Origin of the sequence: Pelagimonas varians, from assembly GCF_003208435.1 — a bacterium.
Classification (GTDB): Bacteria; Pseudomonadota; Alphaproteobacteria; order Rhodobacterales; family Rhodobacteraceae; genus Pelagimonas; species Pelagimonas varians.
Genome location: NZ_QKMF01000015.1, coordinates 73,685 through 87,004 on the forward strand (window position 1 = coordinate 73,685; position 13,320 = coordinate 87,004).

Consider the following 13,320-nt stretch of genomic DNA (forward strand, 5'->3'; position numbering starts at 1 on the left):
TCCTTGTGTGGGAACCCGCAGGGGTTTTGATTTAGGGAATTGCCAAGCAAAAGGCTGAAACTATGAACACGCCCCTTTGGACCCAAGCAGATAGGCATGCAGCCCGCGACATTTCATACGCCCATTCTGCGCAAAGCAAACCGGGCCGGGCGATGATCCGATTGATGGAAAATGCCACCGGCCGGCTGGGCTTGATCAAGCGGGCGCAAGGCTATGAGGATGAAGTCGCGCGGGGCCGTGACTTTTGGCAAGTCATGGTGGATCGCTATGGGCTTGAACTTGATGTTATCGGCGGTGCGTTGGACAATATCCCTGAAAACGGGCCACTGATTGTGATTGCCAACCACCCTTACGGCATTCTTGATGGGCTGATGATGGGGCATATTTTGTCGGTTGTGCGGGGGGATTTTCGCATTCTGGCCCACCGCATTTTCCGCAAAGCAGAAGAGCTGGATCGCATTGTCCTGCCCGTCAGTTTTGACGACACCCGCGAGGCTGTCGCGCTGAACCTTGAGACCCGCAAAGAAAGCCTGCGCTATCTGGGGCAGGGCGGCTGCATCGGGATCTTTCCGGGCGGTACTGTGGCGACGGCGGAAAAGCCTTTTGGCCCACCGATGGATCCGGGCTGGCGCAGCTTTACTGCGCGGATGATCGAAAAGTCGAATGCTACGGTGGTGCCGGTCTATTTTGACGGGCACACATCGCGATTGTTCCAGCTGGCCAGCCACCTGCATGCGTCCTTGCGGATGGGTCTTTTGATCAAGGAATTTCGCGATCGCACCGATGCACCAGTGCGGGTTTGCATCGGAAAGCCCATCGCACCCGCCAAAATTGAGGCATATCGTGGCAATGCGCGTGGACTGATGGATTTCTTGCGCAAGTCCACATATGATCTATCCCCGAACCCAAGCCAAACCTATGACTTCGGGTTCGAGTTCGAGGCAAAACACAAGATCCGCAGATAAAGCCGGATCAAAGGCAAAGGGTAGTGCAATGGCAGTCGGTATTTTTGATTCTGGACTGGGTGGTTTAACGGTTCTGGATGCGGTGTCCAAAGCGCTGCCAGAGGTGCCGTTTGTCTATTATGGCGACAATTCCCATGCCCCTTATGGGGTGCGCGACGCTGATGACGTTTACAACCTCACCACCGCAGCCGTGGAACGGCTGTGGGACGAAGGCTGTGATCTGGTCATTTTGGCCTGTAACACCGCATCGGCAGCCGCGCTGCGCCGGATGCAAGAAAGCTGGATTCCGAAAGACAAACGTGTGTTGGGGGTTTTTGTTCCCCTGATCGAAGCGATGACAGAACGGCAGTGGGGTGACAATTCCCCACCGCGCGAAGTGGCTGTGGAACATGTTGCGCTGTTTGCGACGCCAGCCACAGTGCGCAGCCGTGCCTTTCAGCGCGAACTGGCCTTTCGCGCCATTGGCGTTGATGTAGAAGCGCAGGCCTGTGGTGGATTGGTCGATGCAATTGAAGACGGTGACATGATTTTGGCCGAGGCCTTGGTCCGGTCACATGTCGAAGCATTGAAGCGCAAAATGCCGGATCCGCAGGCAGCGATTTTGGGCTGTACCCATTATCCGCTGATGCAAGAGGTGTTCCAAGACGCGCTTGGGCCCGATGTAACTGTCTATTCACAGGCAAATCTGGTTGCGGATTCCTTGGCGGACTATTTGAAGCGCCATCCCGCGATGATCGGGGCAGGGCAAGAGGCCAAGTTTTTGACAACAGGTGATCCGAAAAAAGTGTCGGTTCATGCGACGCAGTTCTTGCGCCGCGAAATCAAATTTGAGGCGGCTTAATCTTCGAACATGAAAACGCCCACCGGCACGGGTGGGCGTTTTCATTTGGCGTCCGATCTGTTGGATTAGTCTTCGCGCAGCGCGTCTTCCAGCATCTTTTCATTGCGGGCTTCTTCGATGCGGTTGATGCGGTCGGCGTTCATGCGCATGTCAAACTTGTACTTCACCACGTTGATCAGGCTGATGGTCAGTAAAACAATCCCCATTCCCCAGTACCCTTTGGTGGCCAGCGGCACGTCTACGGACAGCCAAAGCGATACACCCAGCAGAAGATAAGCAAGCACAACACCGGCTGAGTTGATGAACATGATCATGCCGTTTTCTTTGGATTCATTATGCATTTTTTGGTCCTGACTTTTGAATTTTATGGTTGAAATTTGTGTTGGGGGAAGGGGTCAGTGCATGGATTTGATGCGGGCGAGCACATCATTGGCAGTGCTTTTGGACTTGGGGCCAAACCCTTGATCGGCCATGCGGTCGGCCAGATCCGACTTGTCTAAACCGGCGTCGATTTCCTTAAGGATCTGCCCTTGCTCAAAGGGGGCATCTTTTTGCAAAACACGGGCGATCAGCTCTTCGGCCTCTTCAAACGACGTGTCTTTGGACACATGCGCATTTAGACGCTTTTGGATATGCTGCTCTTTCTTGGCGGCGCGGGCGGCAATGGCCCCTTGTTTTAGATCGATAATGCGGCGGTTGGCGGTTTCAACCGATTGACGTAGCTGCAAAATGCGGGTTTCGAGGCGCTGGATCGTGCTGCGGCGCAAGGTGAGTTCGTTTTCCATCTCAGCGATCGCTTGGGCGGCCTGAGTGGCAAGATCAGCGCGGTCGCCGTCCATTGCCTCTTTGGCACGGGCCATCAAATCGGAGATCTTACCTTCAAGCGTTTCGGCTTGCCGGCTTTCGGCGCGCTCTCGCTGGATCAAGCTGGCCAGAGAATATTTGGCGGCTTTTAGGCTGGCCGCAGCTTCGCGGATCTTTTGATCAATCAGTTCGATACTGTAGTGGTCGCGGACGTTTTCTTCGGCGCGTGCATTAGCACCGGCAATCAACGTTTTCAATGTTCCAAACATGTCGCTCTCCTGTTTAACGTTCAGCGCTGTGAACGATGTTCATGAAATTGGTATAACGAGAGTGTGAACGTTGTTCAATCTATAAATGAACGATGTTCATTTTACGTGGCGTCACTGAACTCGGGAAAGAACCTGTGCAATCATTTGTTCGATCTGAGCAAGGGGAACACCGGAGATCCGTTTTTCCAATCCCAACAACACAATTCCATGCACAGATGAAAAGAGGGCGCGTGTTAACAAATCAAGTTCATGTTCGGGCATGTCGGGAAACAATTCGGCCAGCGGCGCCGCAATATAAGAGAACAAACCGCCGAGTGCATCCAAGTACCATTGAGGCACCGGACCATCCGCCGACATTTCAACATCAAACAAGGCGCGCCAGAGAAAGGCATGCTCAGCAGCGAAATGCAGATAGGCATGGGACATGGCAATCAGGCGGTCGCGAGGCGGCTGATCGGCGGCGGCTGCGACCGAGGCTGCGACGCTTGACCCAAGCCTGCGGAACGTCCGGCCGTTCACCTCTAGCACCAAAGCGTCAAGGTCAGTGAAATGCGTGTAGATGGCACCAACTGCACATCCTGCCTCTTTGGCAAGGCCGCGCGCGCGCAGCGACGAAAGGCCCTCTGCGGCAATCTGGGCCTCGGCCAATTCAATCAGCTTTTTGCGCAGGGCAGCTTTGCGGGCTTTGGTTGCATCTGACATGGATAGAGGCCTTGCTATTGGTTGAACGCCGTTCATCAATTAGCAAGAAAACGCGCGTGACAAAAGGCCAAGCTGCATTCATCGCGCCGCTTGCGCAAACCTATTGAAACGAAGCTGCGGCACAGGTATACGGCGGGAAAGGAGATCACTTATGCCCGATAAGGCCGTCCCGTTCTTGCGACGATGATTTTGGCGCTCAAGGCTGCATAGCCTTGGATTGATCTTTGTTTTCTGGCCCGCGCTTAGGGCCACCCCCAACCAGCACGAGACGTAATATGTCGCATTCCATCGCCATCATTGGTGCGTCCGGTTATACCGGCGCTGAACTTATCCGGCTTTTGGCCACGCATCCCAGCTTTGAGATCAAGGCGCTTGCTGCCAATTCCAAAGCGGGTCAGCCCTTGGCCAATGTCTTTCCGCATCTGCGCCATCTGGATTTGCCGGATTTGGTGACATGGGAAAAGATTGACTATTCCCAGATTGATCTGTGTTTTTGCGCCTTGCCGCATAAGACCAGCCAGGAGGTGATCTCGAAGCTGCCAAAATCGGTAAAGATCGTTGATCTGTCCGCAGACTTCCGACTGCGCGATCCGGCGGAATATGAAAAGTGGTATGGCAACGCCCATTCTGCCGTCGAAATGCAAAGTGAAGCGGTCTATGGTTTGACCGAGTTCTACCGTGACGAAATTTCTCAGGCGCGGTTGGTGGCAGGCACAGGCTGCAACGCGGCGACGGGACAGTATGCTTTGCGGCCTTTGGTTGCTGCTGGCGTGATTGATTTGGATGAAATCATCCTTGATCTGCAATGCGGAGTGTCCGGCGCGGGACGCTCGCTCAAAGAGAACCTTTTGCATGCTGAACTAAGCGAGGGCACAAACGCCTATGCCGTTGGTAGTACGCATCGCCATTTGGGTGAGTTTGATCAAGAGTTCAGCGCCATAGCGGGACGGGACGTGAAAATCCAGTTCACGCCGCATCTTGGACCGTTCAATCGCGGCATTCTGGCCACCGCCTATGTACGGGGTGATAGCGATGCGGTCTTGGCGGCTTTGCAATCCGCCTATGAGGATGAGCCATTCGTTGAAGTGCTGCCAAAGGGCGAAACACCGTCCACACATCACGTGCGCGGCTCGAACTATTGCCATATCGGCGTGGTCCAAGACCGATTGCCGGGCCGGGTGATTGTGGTTGCAGCTCTGGATAACCTGACCAAGGGCAGCTCTGGTCAAGCGTTGCAAAACGCCAACCTTATGCTGGGTGCCCCCGAGACGGCAGGCTTAACGCTGGCCCCTTGTTTTCCGTAGCGCATGAGGCCAGAGGCGGGCATTTGCTTGGGGCTTTTTGATACAGCAGGCGATTTGGGCGGAATAAACGCTGTCCAGACGCCGCCAATTTGCCCAAAGTCAAGGAAACGAAATGCCCCTGCGGCCTAGGGTGTGACAATTGGGGACTGCAAATTTCTGTTTGCGAAACCTATATAGAGTCTGGACGAACTGTTGGCAGAGCGAGACGAAAAATGGCTTTGAAATCTTTGAAGAAAAAACGCCGGGTGCAGGTGATTGCTCTGACGGCGGTTGCACTGACAGTGTCGACTATCTTGATCGGATACGCGATGCGAGATGGAATCAATCTCTTCCGCTCGCCGACGCAGGTATCCGAGGAACCGCCAGCCCCCAATGAAACCTTCAGGATCGGCGGGTTGGTCGAAGACGGATCCTTGATCCGTGGCCAAGGTCAAAAAATCACTTTTAGCGTGACAGATGGCGGCGCATCAGTGCCGGTGGTTTTTGATGGCGTATTGCCCGATCTGTTTGCCGAAAATCAGGGGATGGTCGGTACTGGCCGCTATGTAGATGGCGTGTTCGAAGCCTCCGAGATTTTGGCGAAGCACGATGAAAATTACATGCCCAAAGAGGTCGTCGACGCGCTCAAAGAGCAGGGCGTGTATCAAGAACCTGAAAGCTAATTTTGTAGTTCTTCCGGTTTGGCTTGCGGCAAGAGGATGGTAACCAACAAGCCACCTGCGGCGGCATTGTCTATTTCGAGAGCGCCGCCGGATTGTTTGGCAAAACCTTCTACAGCCGAGAGCCCCAAACCGGTTCCGGCCCGCACACCCTTTGTGGTGAAAAAAGGCTCTGACAGCTTGTTTAGTGTGTCGCTCTCTACTCCCGGACCCGCATCTTGGACGTATATCCCGACGAGCCGATGTCCGTCTTTAGCGCCAGGATTGCGGTTTGTACCCCGCTCAGGATAGCTGCTTGCACCGATGGTGATCTGACCATGTGCTTTCATAGCGTCTTGGGCGTTCAGACAAATTTGGATCAGGCTGGTCTCTAGCATATCACGGTCCGCAACCAGTAAAACCCGCCCTTTGATCGGGGCCAGCGTCAGCTTTACCTTTGGGTCCAACAAATCCTCTAGCACAGGGGCGATGTCGCCAAGCAATTGGGCAACATCTATCACGCCGTCGTTCAGACGCGTACGGCCACTAGAGGCCACAAGTTGATGGACGGTTTGGGCCGCGCGCTCTGCGGCGACACGGCATTGCTGCATGGCTGAGCGTCGCTCTTCGGCGTCGTCAAGCAGGTCAATCAATTCCAGATTACCCATGATGGCCGTTAGCTGGTTGTTGAAGTCATGGGCAACCCCACCGACAAACTGGTTCAATGCGCGGGCCTTTTGCGCCTGTGCATAACGCCGCTCGGCAGTGCGACGTGCCAATTGGCGTCGTTCGTCAACATGCTGTGCCCGCCAAAACAGATAAATGCAGATCGCACACATGCTTAGAACAACCACTTGATGGGCAAGACTGCTTAGATGCGGCCAGAGAATGGTTGCCAGTACCGCGCCGGACAGGGCGAAAAACAGAGTTTCAATAGGGATAGTGTCCCGAGACGGGTTTTCACGGTGCAAGATATAAAGCGCATTTGCGAGCAAAGCCAAAAGTGCGGCTGCGAAAAGGACAGGGTCGGGGTGGTGCAGGAAATACAATGGTGCGGATACGAAGATCCCCGCCCCGAAGAAATAAATGATCTTGGCTTGGGTCAGGCGGATCTGTGCGCCGCCCCGCCGCCTGGGATCTACCGTGCGAAAATACAGGTATTGTTGTCCATAGTAGGCCATGGCCCAAGCCATAAACAACCAGTTGTCAGTGGCGTAGACCAGAACCATCGACACAAAACCGGTTGATCCAAGCCGCACCAAAACTTCGGTGCGGTCCGCGAAATCCGCTCGATATAATTTCATTAACCTAGCAGAAGTGTCGCTGGACATGCTTGAGATGTTCTCTGGCTTATAGAAAGACAATGGCTGTCTACCATTCGATTATTCGAATTCATCCATAATTTTTGCAAAAGTAAAGGTCTGCGTGAAATTTGGGCAATTTGACGCTGTGCAAGGAGGGCACAAAAAAGGCGGCCTGATAGGCCGCCCTTGTCTTGATGATTTATGTCGGACCCAATTATTTCAGGATTGACCGACCGGCATATTCAGCCGTTTCTTCCAGCATTTCTTCGATGCGGATCAACTGGTTGTATTTTGCCAATCTGTCAGACCGTGCCAATGAACCGGTTTTGATCTGGCCGCAATTTGTGGCGACTGCCAGATCGGCGATTGTAGCGTCTTCGGTTTCACCTGAGCGGTGCGACATGACGTTGGTAAAGCCGGCACGATGGGCCATATCGACGGCCTTGAGTGTCTCGGTCAACGTGCCAATCTGGTTCACTTTTACCAGCATCGAATTGGCGCAGCCGCGATCAATGCCTTCGGCCAGACGCACAGGGTTGGTTACAAACAGATCGTCGCCTACCAGTTGGATCTTGTCGCCAAGAACGTCAGTCAGGGCTTTCCAGCCGTCCCAGTCATCTTCGGACATGCCATCTTCGATCGAGATAATCGGATAGTCATTGACCAGAGCGGCCAGATAGGCTGCGTTTTCTTCGCTGCTCAGGGTTTTGCCTTCGCCGGACAGGACGTATTTGCCGTCTTTGTAGTACTCAGTGGCGGCGCAATCCAAAGCAAGATGCATGTCGTCACCGGGTTTGTAACCGGCTTTTTCGATTGCTTTGAGGATGAAATCCAACGCTTCGCGGGTAGAGGCAATGTTGGGGGCAAAGCCGCCTTCGTCACCAACTCCGGTCGCCAGACCAGCATTTGACAGTTCTTTTTTCAGTGTATGGAACACTTCGGAGCCCATGCGAACCGCGTCACGGATGTTTTCCGCGGCGACCGGCATGATCATGAATTCCTGAATGTCGATCGGGTTGTCAGCGTGCTCGCCGCCGTTGATGATATTCATCATCGGAACGGGCAGGATGCGGGCAGAGGTGCCGCCAATGTAGCGGTACAAAGGCTGGCCGGTGAATTCCGCAGCAGCCTTTGCAGCCGCCATCGAAACGCCAAGGATCGCATTGGCACCCAAGCGGCCTTTGTTTTCAGTGCCGTCCAATTCGTTCATCGTCATGTCGATAGCGACTTGTTCGGTGGCGTCGAAGCCAAGGATCGCTTCGGCGATTTCACCGTTTACGGCGGCAACGGCTTCCAGAACGCCTTTGCCCATGTAACGGGATTTGTCGCCATCGCGGCGCTCGACCGCCTCATAGGCACCTGTTGATGCGCCCGATGGAACAGCTGCGCGGCCCATGGAGCCGTCTTCCAGTGTCACGTCTACTTCGACAGTTGGGTTGCCGCGGCTGTCTAGGATCTCGCGGGCGTGGATATCAATGATAGTGCTCATGGGGTGTCCCTTAGGCCTTGAAATTTGCTTGTCTCATAACAGGCTGGGCGGGAAAGGCAACGGAATCGTTATCGCTAACAGGCTTGCTTTTGTGCGGGTTGCGCTAACGTGTTGCGCTAACGGAGGTATTATTTTTCCTGCATCAAGCTGCGTTCGCGCAAGAAGCTGTAGATCCCGGCCGCCAGCACCAAACCCGCTCCGACCCAAGTCGCGGTATCCGGACGTTCGCCAAACACCAAAATCCCGAGACTGGTTGTAAAGAGAAGCCGCGTGTAGCGGAACGGTGCAACGATAGACACGGGGGCCATACGCATGGCTGCTGTAACCGCCAGATACCCAAAGGAGGTGAACAGGATGACGCCAAGGATTTGCGCCAAGACGATGGGCTCGGATGTCAGAGGGGTGTCTTCAAACATGTAAACGACCAAACCGACCGGAATGGTTGCACCGAAACCCCAAGCAGACATTGTCAGCGCGGGCAGGTGTGACGGTGCAAGCCGTGTGACCAGATCGCGCGCCGCGAGGCCGCACACGCCCATGACGGCGAAAAGCTCCCAACCTGAAAACGACGCGCCAAAGGGGCGGATAACGATCAGCATTCCGGTCAAGCCGACCAAGATCGCGGCCCAGCGACGCCAGCCCACAGGTTCGCCTAAAAACAAAGCCGCCCCAAGAACGGTCAACAACGGGGCAACCTGCATGATGGCTGCGAAAATCGACAGCGGGACATGGGTAAGGCCGACGATCAACCCGATTGCGCCGATAATCTCAAATCCATTGCGCAGCAAAACCATCGGATGCCAAAAGTCGGGAGACCAGACGATCAGGCCGCGTGATTTGGCCATGAACACGAACAGCAAAGTGCCGCCCGTGCTCAACAAAAACATGATTTGGCCCATCGGCGCGCTTTGGCCAGACTTTTTGATAAAGGCATCGCTAAACGCCAACAGTGCCATGCCTGCCACCATGATAGAGATTGCTCGAACGTTCATTTATGTAATCACAGTCGGGCGTTTACGGCCCGTTCGTTCGGCGATCATCGCCAGTTGGTCTGCGGCTTGGATCAACGGGATCAGTGCATCTTGCGGATTTCTGTGAATGTTTTGTGCATCCACCGTTTCCAGATAGACCCGCAGTGTTGCACCTACTGTTCCGGTTCCCGATAGACGAAACACCAAACGCGCGCCGCCGTGAAAGTGGATGCGAATGCCTTGCCCTTCGCTATGGGACCCGTCAATCGGATCATCGTAGGCAAATTCATCCGCCGCAATAATCCGCAAGCCGGCAACAATGCTGTCAGGCAAAGCGGACAGCTTTTCGCGTAGGCCCTGCATCAGATCATTGGCAATGCCGCTGTCTATGCCCTCGTAGTCATGGCGAGAATAATAGTTGCGGCCATAGGTTTGCCAATGGTCCGTCATCAACTCGGAAACCGAACATTTTCGCGCGGCCAATATGTTCAGCCAAAACAGAACTGCCCAAAGCCCGTCTTTTTCGCGGATATGATCGCTGCCGGTCCCGGCGCTTTCTTCGCCGCACAGGGTGGCGCGGCCAGCATCCAAAAGATTACCAAAGTATTTCCACCCGGTCGGGGTTTCATAGCATTCAATCCCCAGTTTGTCTGCAACGCGATCTAGGGCAAGGCTGGTCGGCATCGATCGGGCAACGCCTGCCAAACCATTTGCATAGGCCGGCACCAGCGCCGCATTGGCGGCCATGGCGGCCAAACTGTCTGACGGGGTTACATAGATACCGCGGCCCATGATCATGTTGCGATCACCGTCGCCATCGCTGGCGGCCCCGAAGTCAGGGCCGTCAGGGCGCATCATTTCGTTGACCAGTGCTTTGGCCCAAATCGGGTTCGGGTCCGGATGCCCTTGGCCAAAGTCGGGCAGGGGGACGGCATTCACAACGCTGCCTTTGGAGGCCCCGAGCCGGTTTTCCAAAATCAGTTTGGCATAGGGGCCGGTAATGGCATGCATGGCGTCGAACCGAATTCGAAAGCCACTGGAAAACAGGGCCGCAATTGCAGAGAAATCAAATATGCCCTCCATCAACGCAGCATAGTCTGCGACCGGATCGACGATTGCTATTTCAGTGCGGCCAAGCTGCGCGATGCCACAAAGTGACAGGTCGACGTCAGAGGTTTCCAGAATGCGGTAGACGTTGATTTCTTCCGTTGCAGCATGAATTGCAGCGGTGACGCCTTCTGGCGCAGGGCCGCCGTTGGCGATGTTGTATTTGACACCGAAATCGCCGTCTGGCCCGCCGGGATTGTGGCTGGCTGACAAAACAAGTCCACCATCTGCCCCGTGCAACCGGATCAGGTGAGAAGCCGCGGGAGTTGACAACAAGCCGTTTTGACCAACGATCACCCTTGCTGCGCCGCTGGCTGCGGCCATGCGCAGGACAATCTGGATGGCCTCGGTGTTGAAAAAACGACCATCTCCGCCCAGCACAAAAGTTTTGCCTTTTGTGCCGCCGATCCCGGTCCAGATCGCCTGAATGAAATTTTCCAGATATCCGGGTTCCTGAAACACCCGCGTCTTTTTACGCAGGCCTGACGTGCCGGGTTTTTGATTGGCTATAGGGGCAGTTTTGACGGTGATGACTGACATGCAACTGGCCTCGGACGGCAAAAGGAAGAGCCCGTCCGGTATTGCTTGGAAATGGCGGTTTTGCAAGCCTGAGAGGCGTTTAGCCGTCCAAGCCCATCTTTTCTGACAGGTGCCCTGCGCAACCCGCCAGTGGCGCATAGTCGTCTGTCATCAAGTGTACGGGGAACTGCGCCATAAATTCGCTGAACCGGCCTTTGTCGGCAAAGGCCTCTGCGAAGCCAAGGTCCAGCAAATGCGGGCCGACATGGCTCATCACGCCACCGACAAGATAGATGCCGCCAAAGGGCAGGGTGATCATCGCCAAGTCACTGGCATAGCGCCCTGCAAATCGGGTGAACATTCGTAATGTGCGGATGGCGCGGTCTTGCCCTTCGCCATAGGCACGCATGATCTGCGCGGCCTCCAAAAGGTCGCCTGCGCCGTCTTCTTTGCAATGAAAGGCATAGACGTGTTCCAAACCGCGGCCGGAAAGGGCTTCTTCGAAGCTGGGGGTGCCGTGACTTTCGGCGATCCACTCAAGCAGCCGTAATTCTTGTGCGGTTTGCGCGGGCAAGGACACATGGCCTGCCTCTGCGGGCGGAACAGATGTATGTCCGCCGGTGCGATAAACCGGTGCCATGTTTAGACCTGTGCCGACATTGACAACAAGGCGCACGGCCATTTCTGTGTTCGACGCAGGTAACCCGGGCAAGAGCTGCTGCAAACTGTCCGGCCCGATATGGGCAAGCGCATGACCCATTGCTTGCATGTCGTTGAGAAGAGCAACTGTTTTAGCCCCCGTCGTTTCCGCGACAGAGGTTGAATCGATCCGCCAATCAAGGTTGGTCAAAGTACCAATCCCTTCATGGACCGGCCCTGCCATATCGATGCACACCGCTTCGGGCTGTTCTTGCAGCTCGGCCAGATACTGCTTCAAAATCGGCTCGATTCCGGAGTTCTCACAGTTGCGAAACCGGCGGATGGTATCATGCCGCACATGCGTGCCACTGGTTAAGGCAACGCGGGTATTGGTGCCCCCAATGTCGGCGACAACAGCTTTGAATTGTTTCATGTTAGCGCTCTCAAGGCATGTTTTAGCGCGTAGTACGACGATTTGGGCGTACGCTCAAGGCTTTCAAAGTCAACATGGACCATTCCAAAGCGTTTTTCATAGCCAAGTGCCCACTCATAATTGTCCAAAAGTGACCACAAATAGTAGCCTTTGACCGGCACCCCATCTGCAAGCGCGCGCTTTAGCTGGGCAACATGCGCGTTGATAAACGCAATCCGATCAGGGTCATCGCAAACGCCGTTTTTCAGAACATCAGGAGCAGCCATGCCATTTTCGGTGACAACAAGCGGTAGATCGCCAGTGTATTCGTTTTTGGTGCGGGTGAGAAATTTATAGAGCCCCTCTGGGTAGATTTCCCAATCCATAAAGGTTTTTGGCAAAGGGCCTTCGGCTTCGACCAATGAGGGCCATGGCGAATTGTCGGGTTTGATCAATTTGCGGGTGTAGTAGTTCAATCCGCACCAATCGACCGGTGTGGTGATCGTGTCAAAGTCATTCTGCCAGCCCTTAGGCAGGTGTTGCTCTAGCCCCTCCAAAACGTTGGCCGGATATTCGCCTTTAAACACGCCTCCCAAGTACCATCGGTTGTAGATACTGTCGTAGAGCGCGGCTTTTTCCGCCGCCTCGGGGCTGTCATCTGCCGGTGTCGCCCATTCAAAGTTAAACACCGCTCCGAGATTATCCATCCCAAGGCTGCGCATTGCTTGGATCGCAGTGCCATGGGCCAGCAAAACGTGGTGCATCGCGCGGGCTGTGGCGCGGATGTCGCGCAAGCCTGGTGCGTGATGGCCCATGAAATGGCTCAGCCATGCGACGCACCATGGCTCGTTTATCGGGGCGGCAGAATACATCCGGTCGCCGATGCGGCCCATGATGGTTTCTGTATATTCACCAAACCATTTGGCGATGTCCGGATTTCTCCATCCGCCCAAATCCGCCAACGCCGAGGGCATCTCCCAATGGTACAAGGTGGCGCAGGGTTTAATGCCGCGTTCCAGCATTGCGTCGGTCAGGCGGTCGTAGAAATCCAAACCCTCTTGGTTGGGAGTTCTACCATCCGGCATCACGCGCGCCCAAGATGTTGAAAACCGATAGCAATCGATTCCGGCGTCCCTGATCAGATCAAAATCAGTTTCGTATCGGTGGTAATGATCACAGGCGACACCGCCATGTTCCGCACGCACAACATTGCCCGGCGTTGCGGCAAAATCATCCCAGTGCGTTGACCCGGCACCGCCAAAACCATGACCCTCGATTTGATAGCTTGATGTTGCAACTCCAAACAGGAAATCATCTGGAAAATCAGATCGTTGAAAGTTCATAGTAATTCTCTAC

General features: G+C 54.8%; 13 protein-coding genes. 4 read left to right on the forward strand and 9 right to left on the reverse strand.

Annotation, left to right across the window (positions count from 1 at the left end):
* The first annotated feature begins 62 nt into the window (after positions 1 to 62).
* Both C8N36_RS17750 and murI read left to right on the forward strand, forming a co-directional pair.
* Entirely contained in the window at positions 63 to 965 is a 903-nt protein-coding gene (locus C8N36_RS17750) for a lysophospholipid acyltransferase family protein (protein ID WP_245910944.1), read from the forward strand.
* A gap of 28 nt (positions 966 to 993) precedes the next feature.
* Positions 994 to 1,806, forward strand: a complete 813-nt coding sequence (gene murI / locus C8N36_RS17755) for a glutamate racemase (protein ID WP_097806142.1) — start codon at positions 994 to 996, stop codon at positions 1,804 to 1,806.
* A 65-nt stretch (positions 1,807 to 1,871) separates the two neighbouring features.
* On the opposite strand, the gene C8N36_RS17760 is transcribed toward murI, so the two are convergent.
* The 3 genes from C8N36_RS17760 to C8N36_RS17770 form a co-directional block, all read right to left on the reverse strand.
* Positions 1,872 to 2,147, reverse strand: a complete 276-nt coding sequence (locus tag C8N36_RS17760) for a YiaA/YiaB family inner membrane protein (protein ID WP_097806141.1) — start codon at positions 2,145 to 2,147, stop codon at positions 1,872 to 1,874.
* A gap of 54 nt (positions 2,148 to 2,201) precedes the next feature.
* A complete protein-coding gene (locus C8N36_RS17765) occupies positions 2,202 to 2,879 on the reverse strand; it encodes a PspA/IM30 family protein (protein WP_097806140.1) in 678 nt (225 codons plus the stop codon).
* A 111-nt stretch (positions 2,880 to 2,990) separates the two neighbouring features.
* Positions 2,991 to 3,581 (reverse strand): TetR/AcrR family transcriptional regulator, encoded by a 591-nt coding sequence (locus C8N36_RS17770; protein WP_097806139.1) that lies wholly within the window; start codon positions 3,579 to 3,581, stop codon positions 2,991 to 2,993.
* A 275-nt stretch (positions 3,582 to 3,856) separates the two neighbouring features.
* On the opposite strand from C8N36_RS17770, the gene argC reads away from it, so the two are divergent.
* Both argC and ccmE read left to right on the forward strand, forming a co-directional pair.
* A complete protein-coding gene (argC, locus tag C8N36_RS17775) occupies positions 3,857 to 4,885 on the forward strand; it encodes an N-acetyl-gamma-glutamyl-phosphate reductase (protein WP_097806138.1) in 1,029 nt (342 codons plus the stop codon).
* Positions 4,886 to 5,097: 212 nt separating this feature from the next.
* Positions 5,098 to 5,547 (forward strand): cytochrome c maturation protein CcmE, encoded by a 450-nt coding sequence (ccmE, locus tag C8N36_RS17780; RefSeq protein ID WP_097806137.1) that lies wholly within the window; start codon positions 5,098 to 5,100, stop codon positions 5,545 to 5,547.
* On the opposite strand, the gene C8N36_RS17785 is transcribed toward ccmE, so the two are convergent.
* From C8N36_RS17785 to C8N36_RS17810, 6 genes are all read right to left on the reverse strand, one after another.
* Positions 5,544 to 6,827 carry a sensor histidine kinase gene (locus C8N36_RS17785; RefSeq protein WP_170125913.1) on the reverse strand — a complete coding sequence of 428 codons (1,284 nt, stop codon included), beginning with the start codon at positions 6,825 to 6,827 and terminating at the stop codon, positions 5,544 to 5,546. The two genes, ccmE and C8N36_RS17785, sit on opposite strands and share 4 nt — an antisense overlap.
* Before the next feature lie 214 nt (positions 6,828 to 7,041).
* Positions 7,042 to 8,316, reverse strand: a complete 1,275-nt coding sequence (gene eno / locus C8N36_RS17790; protein WP_097806135.1) for a phosphopyruvate hydratase — start codon at positions 8,314 to 8,316, stop codon at positions 7,042 to 7,044.
* A 128-nt stretch (positions 8,317 to 8,444) separates the two neighbouring features.
* Positions 8,445 to 9,308, reverse strand: coding sequence for a DMT family transporter (locus C8N36_RS17795; protein ID WP_097806134.1), 864 nt, complete (start codon positions 9,306 to 9,308; stop codon positions 8,445 to 8,447).
* On the reverse strand, positions 9,309 to 10,934 hold the full coding sequence (locus C8N36_RS17800; RefSeq protein WP_097806133.1) for an alpha-D-glucose phosphate-specific phosphoglucomutase: 1,626 nt from the start codon (positions 10,932 to 10,934) through the stop codon (positions 9,309 to 9,311).
* A gap of 79 nt (positions 10,935 to 11,013) precedes the next feature.
* Positions 11,014 to 11,985 carry a glucokinase gene (locus C8N36_RS17805; protein ID WP_097806132.1) on the reverse strand — a complete coding sequence of 324 codons (972 nt, stop codon included), beginning with the start codon at positions 11,983 to 11,985 and terminating at the stop codon, positions 11,014 to 11,016.
* On the reverse strand, positions 11,982 to 13,307 hold the full coding sequence (locus C8N36_RS17810; protein WP_097806131.1) for a GH1 family beta-glucosidase: 1,326 nt from the start codon (positions 13,305 to 13,307) through the stop codon (positions 11,982 to 11,984). The genes C8N36_RS17805 and C8N36_RS17810 overlap by 4 nt, the downstream gene beginning before the upstream one ends.
* Positions 13,308 to 13,320 lie beyond the last annotated feature (13 nt).